At 72.2% G+C, this 15,281-nt stretch carries 13 protein-coding genes and 2 pseudogenes; 7 read left to right on the top strand and 8 right to left on the bottom strand.

Features of this window, described 5'->3' with window-relative positions; all coding sequences use genetic code 11:
* Positions 1 to 637: pseudogene (locus ACSNOH_RS26380) on the bottom strand (WD40 repeat domain-containing protein); the annotation flags it as partial.
* Between the two features lie 272 nt (positions 638 to 909).
* Here ACSNOH_RS26380 and ACSNOH_RS26385 point away from each other — a divergent pair.
* Positions 910 to 1,224: a hypothetical protein gene (locus tag ACSNOH_RS26385; RefSeq protein ID WP_436723915.1), complete on the top strand. Its 315-nt coding sequence runs from the start codon at positions 910 to 912 to the stop codon at positions 1,222 to 1,224.
* 286 nt (positions 1,225 to 1,510) lie between these two features.
* Positions 1,511 to 2,200 (top strand): GDSL-type esterase/lipase family protein, encoded by a 690-nt coding sequence (locus ACSNOH_RS26390; protein ID WP_436723916.1) that lies wholly within the window; start codon positions 1,511 to 1,513, stop codon positions 2,198 to 2,200.
* A 152-nt stretch (positions 2,201 to 2,352) separates the two neighbouring features.
* On the opposite strand, the gene ACSNOH_RS26395 is transcribed toward ACSNOH_RS26390, so the two are convergent.
* From ACSNOH_RS26395 to ACSNOH_RS26410, 4 genes are all read right to left on the bottom strand, one after another.
* On the bottom strand, positions 2,353 to 3,348 hold the full coding sequence (locus ACSNOH_RS26395; RefSeq protein ID WP_436723917.1) for an aldo/keto reductase: 996 nt from the start codon (positions 3,346 to 3,348) through the stop codon (positions 2,353 to 2,355).
* 266 nt (positions 3,349 to 3,614) lie between these two features.
* On the bottom strand, positions 3,615 to 4,178 hold the full coding sequence (thpR, locus tag ACSNOH_RS26400) for an RNA 2',3'-cyclic phosphodiesterase (RefSeq protein WP_436723918.1): 564 nt from the start codon (positions 4,176 to 4,178) through the stop codon (positions 3,615 to 3,617).
* A gap of 305 nt (positions 4,179 to 4,483) precedes the next feature.
* Positions 4,484 to 5,887: an MFS transporter gene (locus tag ACSNOH_RS26405; RefSeq protein ID WP_436723919.1), complete on the bottom strand. Its 1,404-nt coding sequence runs from the start codon at positions 5,885 to 5,887 to the stop codon at positions 4,484 to 4,486.
* A 27-nt stretch (positions 5,888 to 5,914) separates the two neighbouring features.
* A complete protein-coding gene (locus ACSNOH_RS26410; RefSeq protein ID WP_436723920.1) occupies positions 5,915 to 6,370 on the bottom strand; it encodes a MarR family winged helix-turn-helix transcriptional regulator in 456 nt (151 codons plus the stop codon).
* Positions 6,371 to 6,665: 295 nt separating this feature from the next.
* Between ACSNOH_RS26410 and ACSNOH_RS26415 the strand changes: the two genes are divergently transcribed.
* Complete coding sequence (locus ACSNOH_RS26415; RefSeq protein ID WP_436723921.1) at positions 6,666 to 7,481, top strand: VC0807 family protein; 816 nt, start codon at positions 6,666 to 6,668, stop codon at positions 7,479 to 7,481.
* Between the two features lie 62 nt (positions 7,482 to 7,543).
* Positions 7,544 to 7,735, top strand: a complete 192-nt coding sequence (locus ACSNOH_RS26420) for a DUF1059 domain-containing protein (protein WP_436723922.1) — start codon at positions 7,544 to 7,546, stop codon at positions 7,733 to 7,735.
* A 62-nt stretch (positions 7,736 to 7,797) separates the two neighbouring features.
* Here ACSNOH_RS26420 and ACSNOH_RS26425 read toward each other — a convergent pair whose 3' ends face one another.
* Together ACSNOH_RS26425 and ACSNOH_RS26430 are read right to left on the bottom strand one after the other, a co-directional pair.
* Positions 7,798 to 10,266, bottom strand: a complete 2,469-nt coding sequence (locus tag ACSNOH_RS26425; protein ID WP_436723923.1) for an HAD-IC family P-type ATPase — start codon at positions 10,264 to 10,266, stop codon at positions 7,798 to 7,800.
* Between the two features lie 345 nt (positions 10,267 to 10,611).
* The gene (locus ACSNOH_RS26430) at positions 10,612 to 10,878 is read right to left on the bottom strand and encodes a DUF2530 domain-containing protein (protein ID WP_436723924.1); all 267 of its coding nucleotides are present in this window, start codon (positions 10,876 to 10,878) and stop codon (positions 10,612 to 10,614) included.
* Between the two features lie 266 nt (positions 10,879 to 11,144).
* On the opposite strand from ACSNOH_RS26430, the gene ACSNOH_RS26435 reads away from it, so the two are divergent.
* Positions 11,145 to 12,617: an NCS2 family permease gene (locus tag ACSNOH_RS26435; RefSeq protein WP_436723925.1), complete on the top strand. Its 1,473-nt coding sequence runs from the start codon at positions 11,145 to 11,147 to the stop codon at positions 12,615 to 12,617.
* A 139-nt stretch (positions 12,618 to 12,756) separates the two neighbouring features.
* Here ACSNOH_RS26435 and ACSNOH_RS26440 read toward each other — a convergent pair whose 3' ends face one another.
* Positions 12,757 to 14,061 (bottom strand): DUF418 domain-containing protein, encoded by a 1,305-nt coding sequence (locus ACSNOH_RS26440; RefSeq protein ID WP_436723926.1) that lies wholly within the window; start codon positions 14,059 to 14,061, stop codon positions 12,757 to 12,759.
* A 333-nt stretch (positions 14,062 to 14,394) separates the two neighbouring features.
* On the opposite strand from ACSNOH_RS26440, the gene ACSNOH_RS26445 reads away from it, so the two are divergent.
* Together ACSNOH_RS26445 and ACSNOH_RS26450 are read left to right on the top strand one after the other, a co-directional pair.
* The gene (locus tag ACSNOH_RS26445; RefSeq protein ID WP_436723927.1) at positions 14,395 to 14,937 is read left to right on the top strand and encodes a YceI family protein; all 543 of its coding nucleotides are present in this window, start codon (positions 14,395 to 14,397) and stop codon (positions 14,935 to 14,937) included.
* A gap of 134 nt (positions 14,938 to 15,071) precedes the next feature.
* Positions 15,072 to 15,281, top strand: a pseudogene (locus ACSNOH_RS26450) (hypothetical protein); the annotation flags it as partial.

A 15,281-nucleotide genomic window follows, 5' to 3' on the forward strand; every position in this document is an offset into this window, starting at 1 on the left:
GCCGGAAGACGTTGACGCCGGACGCCGAGAGCCGCTCCGGCCCCTCGTACAGGGCGCCCTTGCCCGAGCGCTTCTTGCTGACGACGTACACCCGCCCGGTCTTCGGATGCACCATCAGCGATTCGGCGTCGCGCGGGCCGTCGTCGTAGCGGACGGTGTAGCGGGTGGGGGTGACGGTGGTGTCCCGGAGGGTCTTCGGCTCGGGGAAGCGGTAGATCCACACCTCCGGCCAGCTGCCGCCGAAGTTGTCGCCGATGTCGCCGAGGTAGATGCTGCCGTCCGGGCCGATGGAGACGGCCTCGACGTCGCGCGGCTTCATTCCGGCGAGGGTGACCGTGGCGACCGTGCGGCCGGTGCGGCCGTCGACGGCGTAGACGTACGGGCCGTCGCCGCTGTCGTTGTGCGTCCAGTACACGCCGGGGTGGGTGCGGCTGGCCGCCAGGCCGCTGGACTCCTTGATCCGGTCGTCCTCGATGGTGAAGGCGGATGGGGATGCGGATGCGGACGAGGCGGCGGAAGCGGACGCGGCAGGGGAGGGAGCCGCGGCCAGGGCCGGCCCGGCGGGCAGCACGGCCGCCGTGACCAGCGCGGCCAGCGCGACGGCGGCGCGTGCGGCGGGGAACGGGCGTGGACGCATGGACCCAAGCCTGCCATCCGGGCGGCCGCCACGGGGCGGAGCACCGCCGCACCGCCCCACCCGCCCGGAACTCGACACTCCCCCTTTCCCGCGCGCCTCCCTGATCTGCACCGGGGCCCGGACGCACCGGCGCAGGCGAACGATATTCGCCAGCCTCCCGGCCGAAAACCGCCCGCAGAAAAGAATGCATTGGCGAATTCCCGCACTGCCGTACGGAGTCAACCCGTATAGGTTTTCGAGCGAACGGCAACCAGTTCCAGGGAGGGAAAGCAATGATGCGCATCAAGCGCCGTCTTGCGTACGCCGCCGTGGGTTCGATCATGGCGGTCGGCACCGGGATGGTGGGCGCCACGGCCGCCTCGGCCGCGCCCGCGCCGCACGTGTCGTCCTGCGACAGCTACCGGAACAACGGCACCGTCTGGACGGCCAACTGCCGCGTCGACTACGGCAAGTCCCAGTCGTGGACCCGCTGTACCGACGGCACGGTGCTGTACGGCGCCTGGGTCGGCAAGGGCTACTGGATCTTCAGAGGCGACTGCTCCGGCCACGGCCGGGTCGCCGCCCACGGCCACACGGACAGCCCCTGACCGGGCCTCGGCCGGAATAAGGGTCACCGAGGTGAGGTGACACCGAGGTGACATCAAGGTGACCCCAGAGGTGATGACGCCGTCCCACCGGAACCCCGGCGGGGCGGCGTCGCCGCATTTCCGTAACCGCCCCGCCGCCCGCATTCTCGCATTTCACGGCTTTGCCCGCCGAAATACTCCGTTCACACCGGCAGGCTGAAGCGGAACGGGAATTCGGGGCGACGCGCCGGGCCCGTAACCCACCCTCGTGCGCCACGCCCGCCCCGCCGTCCGGGATGATGTGCGCATGCGGATCATGTTCGTCGGCGACTCGATGACCATCGGCAGCGCCGGTGACCTCACATGGCGCTATCGCATGTGGCAACACCTCAACGCGACGTACGGCGGCCCGTACAAGATCGTCGGCCCGCGCCGCGAACTGTACGACCCGGCCGCCGACGCGCCCGTCTCGTACGCCTACGGCGCACCGGACTTCCCCGAGCGCGCCCGCGCGCACCTCGCCGGCTGGGGCGAGGGCTGGCAGCACATGGCCCCGCTCGTGGAGGACGCGGTCCGGGCGAGCCGCGCCGACACCCTGCTCGTCTCGCTCGGCCTGATCGACCTGGGCTTCTACACCAACGCCGAGCAGACGGCCGGGAACGTGCGCCGCTTCGTCGCCGGGGCGCGCGCGGCCCAGCCGCACGTGCGGATCGTGCTGCTGCCCGTCATCCGGAACGTCCGCGCCCGCAACGATCCGTCGTTCGCCGCCGAGTGCGAGCGCTTCAACGACCTCCTCGGCAAGACCGTCGCCGACCTCGGCACGCCCGGCTCCCCGCTCCTCCTCGCGTCCGGCCCGGAGGACTGGGACATGGACCGCGACACGTACGACGGCACGCACCCCAACGCGGCCGGCGAGCACCGCCTCGCCGCGGCCTTCGCGAACGCGCTGCACCAGGCGTGGGGGGTGGGCGGGCCGTACGTGCCGGCGGCGGGATAACCCCGGCGGGCACGTACGGCCCCGGCTCAGGGCCTCGTACTCAGGGCGGCCTCATGCTCTGGGCCTCATGCTCAAGGCCTCATGCTCAGGGCCTCATGCTCGGAGCCTCAGCAGAGCCCGGGGGCTCACACCACGCCCTCCCCTCCCCCGCCTCACCAGGCGAACGCCTCCGGCGAGGGCCCCGGCCCCGGGAAGATCTCGTCGAGCTGGCCGAGGAGCTCGGCGGAGAGCTCCAGCTCCACGGCGCGCAGCGCCGACGTGAGCTGCTCGGCCGTGCGCGGGCCGACGATCGGACCGGTCACGCCCGGCCGGGTGAGCAGCCAGGCGAGGGCCACTTCGCCCGGCTGCAGACCGTGCTTGTCGAGCAGGTTCTCGTACGCCTGCACCTGCTCGCGGACCTTGGTGTTCGCGAGCGCGTCCGCCGACCGGCCCGACGCCGCCCGGGCGCTGCCGCCCTCCCGCTCCTTGCGGATGACGCCGCCGAGCAGCCCGCCGTGCAGCGGGGACCAGGGGATGACGCCGAGGCCGTAGCTCTCGGCGGCCGGGATGACCTCCATCTCGGCGCGCCGCTCGGCGAGGTTGTACAGACACTGCTCGCTGACGAGCCCGAGCGAACCGCGGCGCCGGGCGGCCTCGTTGGCCTGGGCGATGTGCCAGCCGGCGTGGTTGGACGAGCCCGCGTAGACGATCTTGCCCTGCTGGACGAGGACGTCGATCGCCTGCCAGATCTCGTCCCAGGGCGTGGCCCGGTCCACGTGGTGGAACTGGTAGAGGTCGATGTGGTCGGTCTGCAGCCGCTTCAGGCTGCCTTCGACGGCGCGCCGGATGTTCACGGCGGACAGGCGGTCGTGGTTCGGCCAGTCGGCGCCGTCCGGGCCCATGTTGCCGAAGACCTTGGTGGCGATGACGACCTTCTCGCGGCGGCCGCCGCCCTTGGCGAGCCAGGTCCCGATGATCTCCTCGGTCCGGCCCTTGTCGTCGCCCCAGCCGTAGACGTTGGCGGTGTCGAAGAAGTTGATGCCCGCGTCGAGCGCGGCGTCCATGATGGCGTGGCTGCCGGCTTCGTCGGTCTGCGGGCCGAAGTTCATGGTGCCGAGGACGAGTCGGCTGACCTTGAGGCCTGTGCGTCCGAGCTGCGTGTACTCCATGGCGCCCTAGCCAATGCCGTGGAGTGCACTCAAAGCAAGGGGGCCGCGCGGGGGCTGTGCGCCGATCTGCGCGTCGGCCTGTGCGTCGGCCTGCGCGCCGGCCTGTGGGTCACTTCACCGCGGCCACCACGGCGACGACGACGAGCATCGCGGCGAGCGCGGCGGTCATGATGCGGTTTCTGGTCTTCGGGTCCACGCATCGAGCGTAACCGGAAGGGGTACGGTGCCCCGCCCGCGGGCCGCTCTCCTGCCTTCGGGCGGGTCCGCTACCCGCCCAGCTCCCACGCCGCCACCGTCTCGTAGCGCGGGCGCTCGCCGGGTACGCCGCCGCCCGGGAGCCGGCTGCGCATGAGCTCCAGCCGCCGCACGGTCCAGGGCGTGCCGCTGAAGCCGGCGAGGCTCTCGGCGTACGGGCGCAGGTGCACCGGTCCCGCGGCGCGGGCGAGGGTGAGGTGCGGGCGGAAGTCGTGCGTGGTGTCGACGGCCACGCCCGCCCGGCGCGCACCGGCTGCCGCCGAGCGGGCCAGGTCGCGCAGGATCGTCCGCTCGCCCTCCGCCCCCACCCACAGGATCCGGTCCCCGAACCGCCCGCCGCCGGCGAACCGCAGCTCGTGGGGAGGGTGGCGGCGGGCGGCCCGGCCCAGCCGCTCGGTCAGCTCGGGCAGCAGGGCGGGGTCGACCTCGCCGAGGAAGGCGAGCGTGAAGTGCCAGCCGGAGGGCTCGGTCCAGCGGAGCCGGTCGGCGCCGGGCAGGCCGTGCAGGGGTGCCGTGGCCCCGGCCAGCTCATCGACGGCCGCTCTGGGCGGCACGACAGCGGCAAAGAGTCGCATGCCCCCAGTCTCCCCTCCGGCACCGAGCCCACCCGGACCGACGGCACCGTACACACACCGCCCCGGCGGAGGCGGGGGTGACCCCCGCACCCGTAAAGCCGCCGCAACGGCGCCCAGCCCCACCACCGGACCGGCGGTGCCGTACACACCCCGGCCCGGCCCGGCACCGCCGGACACCTCGTACGTGGTTGCACACCGCCCCGGCGGAGGCGGGAATCGCTGCCCGCGCCCGTAGCGAACCGCCGCAGGTCCGGCCCGGCGGAGGCGGGGTGACGGCCGTCCCGTCGATCCCCGCCGGACGGCGGCTACGCCGTGGCCGCCAGTTCCTCCGGGCGGGCGCGCTCCCGCGGGACGAAGGCCACGTGCGTGTGGCCGCGGCGGAGGTCGATCTTCAGGCGGAGGTCGCCGACCCGGGCCAGGACCAGGCCCACGCCGACCGCCGCGAGCGTGGCGACCGCACCGCCGGCGAGGAAGCCGACGCGGGCGCCGTAGGCGTCGGTCACCCAGCCGACCAGCGGGGCGCCGAGCGGCGTGCCGCCCATGAACACCATCATGAACAGGCTCATGACACGCCCCCGCATCGCGGGATCCGTGGCGAGCTGGATGCTGGAGTTGGCGGTCACGTTGATGGTGAGGCCGCACATCCCGATCGGCGCGAGCAGCGCCGCGAAGACCCAGAAGGAGGGCGCGAGCGCGGCCGTGATCTCCAGGAGGCCGAAGAGCAGCGCCGCGCCGACGAGGAGCCGCAGCCGCGAGCTGCCCCGGCGCGCGGCGAGCAGGGCGCCCACCAGGGAGCCGCCCGCCATCAGGGTGTTGAGCAGGCCGTACGTGCCGGCGCCGGCGTGGTAGACGTCGTTGACGAAGGCCGTGAGCCAGATGGGGAAGTTGAAGCCGAAGGTGCCGATGAAGCCGACGAGGACGATCGGCCAGACGAGGTCGGGCCGCCCGGCCACGTAGCGCAGGCCCTCCCGCAGCTGGCCCTTCCCGCGCGGCGCGCGGTCGACCTTGTGCAGCTCGGAGGTGCGCATCAGCAGCAGCCCGGCGACGGGCGCGACGAAGGACAGGCCGTTGAGGAGGAACGCCCAGCCGCTGCCCACGGCAGTGATCAGCACACCCGCCACGGCGGGGCCGACCAGCCGGGCGGACTGGAAGTTGGCGGAGTTGAGGCTGACGGCGTTGCGCAGGTCGGCGGGGCCGACCATCTCCACGACGAAGGCCTGGCGGGCGGGGTTGTCGACCACGGTGACGAGGCCGAGGACGAACGCGGTCAGGTAGACGTGCCAGACCTGCACGTGCCCGGAGAGGGTGAGGACGGCGAGGGCGAGGCCGGTTATGCCCATGGCGCTCTGGGTGAGGACGAGCAGCCGCCGCTTGGGGCAGCGGTCGGCGATCACACCGCCGTAGAGCCCGAGCAGCATCATGGGCAGGAACTGCAGGGCCGTCGTGATGCCGACGGCGGCGGAGGAGCCGGTGAGGCTGAGGACCAGCCAGTCCTGGGCGATGCGCTGCATCCAGGTGCCGGTGTTGGAGACGACCTGGCCGGTGGCGAAGAGGCGGTAGTTGCGGATTCTGAGGGAGCTGAAGGTGCCGCCCTTGGCCCCGGTCTCCCGGCGCGCGGCCGGTGCGGGCTCGGTCAGGGCGGCGCTGCGTGCGGCGTCGTCGTGGCTGTTCGGTGCGGGTGCGGAGTCTGCTCCGGGTCCCGTACTCAAAGTGGGTTCGCCTCCTCCTGGCGCGTCTTACAGGTGCGCGAGTTTCTCGAGGACGGGCGCGGCGGCGCGCAGCGTCGCCCACTCGTCCTCGTCGAGCCGCCCCACGAGCTCGGTGAGCCAGACGTTCCGCTTGCGGCGGCTCTCTTCGAGCATGGCCTCGGCCCGCTCGGTCTGGGTGACCACCTTCTGGCGGCGGTCCTCGGGGTGCGGCTCCAGCCGGACCAGGCCCTTCGCTTCGAGCAGGGCGACGATGCGGGTCATCGACGGGGGCTGCACGTGCTCCTTGCGGGCGAGCTCGCCGGGGGTGGCGCTGCCACAGCCGGCGAGGGTGCCCAGCACCGACATCTCCGTGGGGCTGAGCGATTCGTCGACCCGCTGGTGCTTGAGCCGACGCGACAGGCGCATGACACCGGAACGCAGGGAGTTCACTGCGGCGGTATCGACTTGGGGGTCCCGGTCCGACATGTAGTTAGCGTAACTCATTACTTGAACTAAATAAAGTGGATAGGCCGGGGCGCCCGGTGGCACGCGGCACACCAACGGAAGCAGGACCCGTCCGGGCCCATGCGCCCCACGCGCGGGGCAAACCACACGACCAACGGATCATACGGATCATTGCGGCGAATCGCCGCGCCGGGGTTCGGCCCCGCCTGACAAAAGTCATGCCAGGTCGTGGATGGTCGGCACTGCCGGAGGCCCCGGGGCGGCCGCGAGAGTGGGAGCACCGGAAACCGCACGGCGTACGGGACGCATCACCGCCTTCAGGGGGACCCCGATCATGAACAACACGGCTATCACCGGGCAGACGCCGCAGACGACGTACATCTCGCAGAACGCGCAGACCATGCAGACCATGCAGACCGCGCAGCCGGCCGCCTACGGGGCCCCGGCCACCGCCGTTCCGGCCGCGCCGGCTGCGTCGGCCGTCCCCGCCGCTCCCGCCGTCCCGCGCGGGCGCGCCCTCTGGGACAGCTTCGCGCCGCTCGTCGTGGACGCCGTCCTGCCGATGGCCGCGTACTACGCGCTCAGCAAGGGGTTCGGCATGAGCACGGTCGCGGCCCTGGGCTGGAGCAGTGCGCTGCCCGCCGCCCGGACCGTCTGGGGCCTGGCCAAGGACCGCCGGGTCAACGGGCTCGCCGCGCTGATCCTCGTCGTCAACCTCGTGGGGCTGGTGCTCAGCGGCGTCAGCGGCGACGCCCGCCTGATGCTGGCCAAGGACAGCGCCGTGAGCAGCACCATCGGTCTCGCGGTGATCGTCTCCGCGTTCGTCGGGCAGCGGCCGCTGATGACGACCGGCCTCAAGCCGTGGGTCGTCAAGGGCGACCCCGCGCGGCTGGCCGCGTGGGACCGGCTGTCGGTCCGCGAGGCGCGGTTCCGGCGCTCCGAGCGGACGTTCTCCCTCGTGTGGGGCACCGCGCTGCTGGCCGAGTGCGTCGCGCGGGTCGTGGGCGCGTACACCCTGCCCGTCGACACGATGGTGTGGCTGGGGAACGTGATCCTCGGCGTGGCGATCGTCGGCGCGATGCTGATCGCCGGCGGGCTGGCCGCGGACCCAATGGAGAAGATGGTCGACGCGGAGACCGCCGCGGCGTAGGGCCGCGCCCCGCCCGGCCTACCCTGGAAGTGCGGCCCAGCGAACGAACCCGGGAGGCCGTCATGACCAGGAAAGTCGCCGACTGCCGCCACTGGCCCAGCGAGACGGACTGCACGCTGACCATCACCGGCGAGGAGGACGAGGTCGTCCGCGCCGCCACCGAGCACGCCGTCTCCGTGCACAAGCACCAGGACAGCCCGGCGCTGCGGGAGCAGATCCGGGAAATGCTGGAGGACGAGAAGGCCAGCGCGTAAGCGGCCGCCCGTATGCCCTCATCGCGTACGGGCTGCTGGCTGCGCCGCTTCTACCGCCGCCTCTACGCCGGGAAGCGCCGGCCCACCCAGCGCCAGGCCAGCTCCAGCGCCGCGCACGCCACCGCCGCCACGGCGACGGCGGCCCAGGGCATCGTCGCGCCCACCAGCTTCAGCGCGAAGAAGTGCTGCAGCCAGGGCGTGCCGAGCACGACGAGGAAGCCCGCGCCCATCGCCAGCACCAGACCGATCCGCCACCACGTGTACGGCCGCGCGATGATCGCGAGGACCCACAGGGAGATCAGGAAGAGCGTCAGCGTCGCCGCGCTGGTCTCCGCGTCGAGCGCGCCCGGGCCCGCGTAGTAGTGCCGCGCCAGCAGGTACGCGGCGAACGTGGCGGCCCCCGCGATGACCCCCGCCGGGATCGCGTACCGCATCACCCGGCGCACGAAGTGCGGTTTCGCGCGTTCCTTGTTCGGCGCGAGGGCCAGGAAGAAGGCGGGCACGCCGATGGTGAGCGTGGAGAGCAGCGTCAGGTGGCGCGGCAGGAACGGGTACGGCACCTGGAAGCAGACCACGAGGATCGCGAGCAGCACCGAGTAGACCGTCTTGGTCAGGAACAGCGTCGCCACGCGCGTGATGTTGCCGATGACGCGGCGGCCCTCCGCCACCACCGACGGCAGCGTGGCGAAGCTGTTGTTCAGCAGCACGATCTGGGCGACGGCCCGGGTCGCCTCGGAGCCCGAGCCCATCGAGACGCCGATGTCGGCGTCCTTCAGCGCGAGGACGTCGTTGACGCCGTCGCCGGTCATGGCGACGGTGTGCCCGCGATGCTGCAGCGCACCGACCATGTCCCGCTTCTGCTGCGGGGTGACCCGCCCGAAGACCGCGCCCTCGTCCAGCGCGCGCCCCATCGCCTCCCGCTCCGCCGGCAGCCGCCGCGCGTCGACCGGCCCCTGAGCGCCGGTCAGCCCCAGCTTGGCGGCCACGGCGCCGACGGAGACGGCGTTGTCGCCCGAGATGACCTTCGCGGAGACGTCCTGCTCGGCGAAGTAGCGCAGGGTGGCGCCCGCGTCCGGGCGCAGCCGCTGCTCCAGGACGACCAGTCCGGTGGGCCGTACGCCGTCGGTGACGCCCGGATCGTCCAGGCCGCGCGTGGCGCGTGCGAGCAGCAGCACCCGCAGCCCCCGGGCGTTGAGCTCCTCGACGTGCGCGAGGGCGGGGTCGTCCGCGGGCAGCAGCACGTCAGGCGCGCCGAGCAGCCAGGTGGAGCTCTCGCCGCCCGGGGAGCGCAGGGCGGCGCCGCTGTACTTGCGGGCGGAGGAGAAGGGGAGGGAGTCGGTGCACTGCCAGTGCGGGCCGTCCGGCGAGGAGTAGGCGTCGATGATCGCCTGGAGGCTGGCGTTGGGGCGGGGGTCGGCCTTGCCGAGCGCGCCGAGCACGTGGCGTACGTACGCTTCACGGTCTTCGGCTGGGCCCGGCGCGGCGTCTGGCGCGGCTTCCGGCGCACCGCCCGCCGTTGCGCCCTCGGCGGCGCCTTCCGCGCCGTCGAGCAGCCGCAGTTCGCTGACGTCCATGCCGCCCTCGGTGAGCGTGCCCGTCTTGTCCAGGCAGACGACGTCGACGCGGGCGAGCCCCTCGATCGCGGGCAGCTCCTGGACGAGACACTGCCTGCGGCCGAGCCGGATGACGCCGATGGCGAAGGCCACCGAGGTCAGCAGCACCAGGCCCTCGGGGACCATCGGCACGATCCCCGCGACCATCCGCCGGACGGCCTCCCGCCACTCGTGGTCCTGGACGATCCACTGGCTGACGATCAGCCCGATCGCGGTCGGGATCATCATCCACGTCACGTACTTGAGGATCCGGCTGATGCCCGTCCGCAGCTCCGAGTGGACGAGCGTGAACCGCGACGCCTCCTCCGCGAGCTGGGCCGCGTACGCCTCCCGCCCGACCTTGGTGGCGGCGAACGCGCCGCCACCGGCCACGACGAACGACCCGGACATCACGGCGTCCCCGGGCCGCTTCAGCACGGGGTCGGCCTCGCCCGTCAGCAGCGACTCGTCGATCTCCAGCCCGTCCGCCTCCAGGACGCGCCCGTCCACGACGCACTTGTCACCCGGCCCGAGCTCGATCACGTCGTCGAGGACGATCCCGGAGGTGGGGATCGCGCAGGACGCGCCGTCGCGGCGGACGGTCGGTCTGGCCTCGCCGATGACGGCGAGCGAGTCGAGGGTCTTCTTGGCCCGCAGCTCCTGGACGATGCCGATCGCCGTGTTGGCGACGATCACGAAGCCGAAGAGCCCGTCCTGGATGGGGCCCACGACGAGGATGATCAAGAAGAGGACGCCGATGATGGCGTTGAACCGGGTGAAGACGTTGGCCCGCACGATGTCCGCGGTGGAGCGCGAGGAGCGCACGGGCACGTCGTTGACCTCGCCCCGTGCCACCCGCTCGGCAACCTCGGACGCGCTGAGGCCCGGGTGCGGCGCGGGAAGCTGTTCCTCGGTCGCGGTCTGCGCCGGATCGCTCATGAGTCCGACGGTACGGGGACGCTCGGCGCTGTGCCTTCCGAACAACGCCCACCAGCCACGACGCCCGCGCCCCGAACGCGGTACTCGAACCCAACGCTCGCCGCAGCGGCGCTCAGCCCCCGCGGCCCTTGACCGGCGACGCCGTACCAGAGCGCGTCGGTCCCGCGCCCCCTGGACGGGTGCCGCGCACACATCCCTCCGCCGCGACGGCGCTCAGCCCCTACGGGGGTATCCGGCGGTGCCGTACCGGGGGCGCGACGGTGGCGGCCTCGGGGCGGTTCGGCACCGCCGGACAGGCTGTCGGTGGTGACTCGCCGTTGCGGCGGAAGCCGGGCGGCGCCCCGCCTAGCGGGGCGACGGCGCCGACTCCGCCGCCGCGCGGCGGATCGCCGCGTCGCGCTTGCGTACGTACCAGACGCCGATCAGGCCCAGCCCGCCGCCGGCCAGGCACGTCCACAGCCACCACAGGTGCCCGTGGTCGTCGAACCAGCCGTAGAAGGGCAGCTGGGCGAGGAAGAGGACGAACCAGATGACCGTGCCGCCGGTGATCGTGGCGACGACGTTGCCCTCCAGAGGCTCCGGCGCTTCGTGCCTGGGTGTCCACTTCGTCATGCACGCAAGCCTAGTGCGTGGAGATCCGCAGCCCGGCGCGAGGCGGTGACGGAGCCGGGGACGCCGGGCGGAGCCCTTGCCGCATAAGGGTCTACGCGCGGAGATAGCAATCCCGGGCTTGTTTATTCATACTGAATCGAACGGAATATGACCGGCTGGTTTTGTTTGATCATACAGCTCACGGCCGGTTCATGATCCACATTCGCTCCACCCGCGTGTCCCCGCCGCCTGCGTTCCCCCGCAGGCCCATCCGACTGAGGTTCCGTATGCCCACCTCGGCCACTTCCCCGGTCGACTCCCAGCAGCCGTCCCCGCCCCCGTCCTCGCCCAAGGGCGCCCTCGACCGGTACTTCCGGATCACCGAGCGGGGCTCGTCCGTCTCCCGGGAGCTCCGGGGCGGTCTGGCCACCTTCTTTGCGATGGCCTACATCGTCGTGCTGAACCCGATCATCCTCGGCGCCGGCCAGGACAAGTTCGGCCACCAGCTGGACAACGGCCAGCTGGTCACCGCCACCGCCCTGATGGCCGGCCTCAGCACCGTCCTCATGGGCGTCATCGGCAACGTGCCGATCGCATGCGCCGCCGGCCTCGGCATCAACGCCGTCGTCTCGCTCCAGCTCGCGCCCAAGATGAGCTGGCCCGACGCGATGGGCATGGTGGTGCTGGCCGGCCTCGTGCTGATGGTGCTGGTCGCCTCCGGCCTGCGGCAGCGCGTCATGGACGCCATCCCGGCCGGGCTGCGGCGCGCCATCGCGATCGGCATCGGTCTCTTCATCTCGCTGATCGGCCTCGTCGACTCCGGCTTCGTCACCCGCAACCCGGACGCCGCGCACACCACCGTCCCGCTGGGCCTCGGTCAGGGCGGCCAGCTCCACGGCTGGCCGGTGCTGGTCTTCGTCATCGGCCTCGCGCTCACCTTCATCCTGGTCGTCCGCAAGACGCGCGGCGCGATCCTCATCGGCATCGTCGTGATGACGTTCGTGGCGATCGTGATCAACTCCCTTGCCAAGATCCCGGGCACCAGCTGGGGCCTGTCCGTCCCCCAGGTCCCGGACCAGATCGTGGGCGCCCCCGACTTCGGCCTCATCGGCCACATCAGTCTCTTCGGCGGCTTCCGTGAGGTCGGCCTGCTGACCGGCTGCCTGTTCGTCTTCACCGTGCTGCTGTCGGGCTTCTTCGACGCGATGGGCACGATCATCGGCGTCGGCGAGGAGGCCGGGCTCACCGACGAGAACGGCCAGCTGCCCAACATGGGCAAGATCCTCATGGTCGACGGCATCGCGGTCGCCGGCGGCGGCCTCGGCTCGGCCTCCGCCAACACCTGCTTCGTGGAATCCACGGCCGGCGTCGGCGAGGGTGCCCGTACGGGCCTCGCCAATCTGATGACCGGCGGCCTCTTCCTCCTGACCCTGGTCTTCACCCCGCTGGCCACGGTCGTCCCCTCCCAGGCCGCCACGCCCGCCCTGCTCGTCGTGGGCTTCCTGATCATGGCGGCGAACGTCAAGGAGATCGACTGGAGCGACTTCACCATCGCGGTGCCGGCGTTCCTGACGATCATCGCGATGCCCTTCACGTACTCGATCACCAACGGCATCGGCATCGGTGTCCTCGCCTTCATCCTGCTGCGGATCGCCGACCGGCGCGGTCGCGAGATCCCCTGGCTGCTGAACGTGGTCGGACTCTGCTTCCTCGTCTACTTCTTCCTGGACCCGATCGAGCAGATGCTCGGCGTGAAGTAAGGGCGCTAGCGCTCACTTCTGCGTTCGCCCGGCCCCTGGTGGCGGCCCCGTCAGGGACTGCTGCCGGGGGCCTTTTGCGCAGGCGCCGGGCATCGGCGCCGGCGCGCGGGTGTCGGCTCTGCCTCCGGCGCCGGCGGCCTCACCGGTACATCAGCCGCCGCAGCACCGCCTCCACCGGCCCTCGCCGTCCCCGCCGTTCGAGCGCGTACGACCCGGCGACCGTCACCAGCCACACGCCTACCGCGAACAGGGCCATCGTGGCGCTGGTGAGATGCGCGCCCAGCCCCAGGCCCCACGCGGCGAGCAGCGGGGCGAAGAGCAGCGAGTGGGCGAGGTAGCAGGACAAGGACCGCTTGCCCACGGCGGATACGGCCGTCACGGCCGTCACGGCCATCACCGCCTTCGTACGGGCTCGCTCTGCGCGCCCGCTCCACCAGTGCACGAACAGCGCCACCACGGCGACATACCCGAGCCCGGCCCCGTACCCCGTGACCTCCCGGAGCACCGTCAACGCGCCGGTCTCGCTCTGCGCGTCCTCCGGCACGGAGAGCGCCCCGATGTGGGCGAGCGCCGCGGGCAGCGCACCGAGCCAGCCGACCGCGATACCGAGGACCGCCGTGCGGCGCAGCAGCGGCAGGTGGCGGGCGGGCTCCTCCAGGATGCGGCGGCGCGCGGCCCAGAAGCCGAGCAGGAAGATGACGTAGCCGCCGCCTATGAGGGAGAAGGGGGCCGCGGTGAAGGTGACGAAGAGGCCGGTCGCCAGCCGGGTCCCGGCCGCGGCGAGCCAGCTCCCCTCACCCGCTCCGTAGGCCGCGGACCCGGGGTCCGCCCCCGCGTCCCCCAGCGAGCCCAGCTCCCCTCGGAGCAGCGCCGAGACGACCGGCTGCGCCGACACCAGCACCAGTTGCGCGGCGCCGATCGCGATCCACCACTTCAGAGCGCGGTCGCTGCGCCGGAGGAAGATCATGCCGAGGACGAGGCTCAGTACGCCGTAGTAGCCGACGATGTCGCCCGCCATGAGGAGGGCGGAGTGGGCGAGCCCGATGACTATCAGGAGGAGGCTGCGCCGGCGGAGGATCCTGACGGCGCCGCGCGGTTCGGCCCCGGTCGCGGTCAGGCGCAGGAAGAGCTGCATCATGCCGTAGCCGAAGAGGAAGGCGAAGAGCGGGTAGACGCGCAGGTCGAGCGCCGTGATCATCGCGAACTGAACCGCGTGGTCGAGCCGTCCGCCGGTCACGGGCTGCCATCCGGAGGGCCCGTACTCGGACCGCCACAGGTGAAACGCCGTGTTCGACAGCACGATGAACAGCAGCATGATCCCCCGCGCCAGATCGGGCGCAAGGGCCCGCTCCCCGGAACGCACGCTCGCGGGGCGCGGGATGCGTGGGGCCGGGGAGCTTGGCGGCGGCGGGCTGTGGGCCCCGTCCTGAGTGTCGAACGTCATGCCTCGACGCTAGAAAAGCAAAGGATGACCGGGCGTCCACCTTTGGTCTAGCAACGCCCGACCTTCGTCTACGACCGCCTCACCTTCGGGGAGGTGGGGGGATGGGCCCTGCCCCGCACCCAGCCCACGGAACTCAGCCCCCACCCTCGATCCGCCTCCCGGAGCAAGAACGTGGCTGGATCAGAAGGCCGCGCTGCCGTGAGGGAGCCGTAGGGGGTTCGTAGGGCGGCGTTCGGCGGTCGGGGGAGGGGGAAGGCCGATACCGTACCGGGAAGGGACCGTTGGCCGTTGGCCGTTGCGCCGGCATTGCCGGGATCGGGAGGGGGCTGCCCCATGGCCGCTCAGGGCGCAGGTGGAAAGAACGGGCCGTTACCGGGCGTCTACCGCATCGATCCGGATGCGTCCGGGATCCGGTTCCGGATGCGGGCGTTCTTCGGGCTGTTCCCCGTCAAGGGGACCCTCGCCGTGGGGCACGGCCGGATCGTGGTTGCGGAGCCCGAGTCCTCCTCCAGCGTGGAGGCCGTGATCCCCGTCGACAGCTTCTCCAGCGGGCACGCGCAGCGCGACCGGCACGTCCGTTCGGCCGACTATCTGGACTCGGCGCTCCACCCCGAGATCCGCTTCCGGGGCGGCGACGTCCGGCGCCCGGACGGCGAGGCGGTTCCGCGCGGCGAAGCGGTCCTGCACGGCGAGCTGACCGTGCGCGGCGTCACCCGGCCGGCGGTGCTCACCCTCACGGAGGTCTCCGCGGACGGTCCGCGGCTGAGCGTACGGGCCTCTGCCGTCGTCGACCGCTACGCCTTCGGGGTCACTCACGCCAAGGGAATGACGGGCCGTCGGCTGCGGATCGCGCTCGACGTCGTAGCCGTGCGCTGAGACCCCGCGCACTGCCCGCGCGGCACCGTTCCCCGCCCCGTTCCCCCTGTCACGGCCGTGCAGAACCGGTACCTTCGGGGGGAAAGCGGCCGGTGGTCTCAGGCGGGCGGCCCTAGGCGGTCTTAGGGGTTTCGGTGGGGATCGAGAGCGATCAGCTGGTGTACGACTATCTGAGCCGGGTCGGTGACATCGCCCAGCGGCAGGCGGAGCTGACCTCCGCGGACCGCATGCGGCTGGTCTCCCGGCTGCGGACGGAGATCGAGCGCCGCAGGGCCTCCGAGGGCGCCGACACGCCCGCCGCCGTCCAGCGCATCCTCACCGGCCTCGGCACGCCGGACGAGGCC

The sequence above is a fragment of the Streptomyces sp. URMC 127 genome, from assembly GCF_051386535.1.
In the GTDB taxonomy this organism is placed as follows: domain Bacteria; phylum Actinomycetota; class Actinomycetes; order Streptomycetales; family Streptomycetaceae; genus Streptomyces.